This is a genomic window from Oleiphilus sp. HI0043 (assembly GCF_001634935.1).
Window position 1 is genome coordinate 1 of sequence record NZ_LWEY01000778.1, and the last position, 711, is coordinate 711.

A 711-nucleotide genomic window follows, 5' to 3' on the forward strand; every position below is an offset into this window, starting at 1 on the left:
AAGACCAGGTCATTGAACGCATACGCGAGTATATTGAGATGAGTTTGTCTGGCGAAGCAACGATGAAAGCCCAGGAAATAGCAGACAATTATCTGCTTTATAAAGGCAACCTGAGTACAGAGCAATTTGCCATGAACACAGACTTCAGTCAGCAGGAAAACCTGACAATGCTGCGCTCTGCGCTTGATGATAAAAAAAACACACGTCGACAATACCTCGGTAAAGAACTAAGTGAAGCCTTGTTCGGTCACGAAGAACGTTATGATGACTATTCTTATCAGCGCTTACTGATCAACAGCGACAGTTCACTAAGCGAGCAGGAAAAAGATCAGCTGATGGCTCAGGCCGAAAGCCAACTGCCCAGTAAGATGGCTCAAGGCATGCGCTATAAGCGCGAAGAAAAAAAGCTCACCGCACAAATAAACAGGCTTAAGAATCAGTCTGACACGGCTGAAGAAATCTTCGATTTAAGAGCTAATTTCTATGGAGAAAAGATCGCACAAAGAATGGCCTACCTAGAATCCAATACGCCACAGTGGCAAGCTCGCCTAACAGAATTCTACCAACAACGGCAAGATATCCTAGACTCAAATGAATTAAGTGACGAAGCCAAAAAACTCGCCTTACAAGAAGCCAAAGATAATGCCTTCACCAGAAAAGAACAGATCAAGCTCGCCGTACAATCGATACGGGGAGCATAGAGAGCTTGTA

At 44.3% G+C, this 711-nt stretch carries 1 protein-coding gene; it reads left to right on the forward strand.

Going from position 1 to position 711, the window contains the following annotated elements; translation table 11 throughout:
• The coding region (locus tag A3729_RS08945) for a lipase secretion chaperone (protein ID WP_156497827.1) at positions 1 to 701 on the forward strand (701 nt) is incomplete at its 5' end.
• Positions 702 to 711 lie beyond the last annotated feature (10 nt).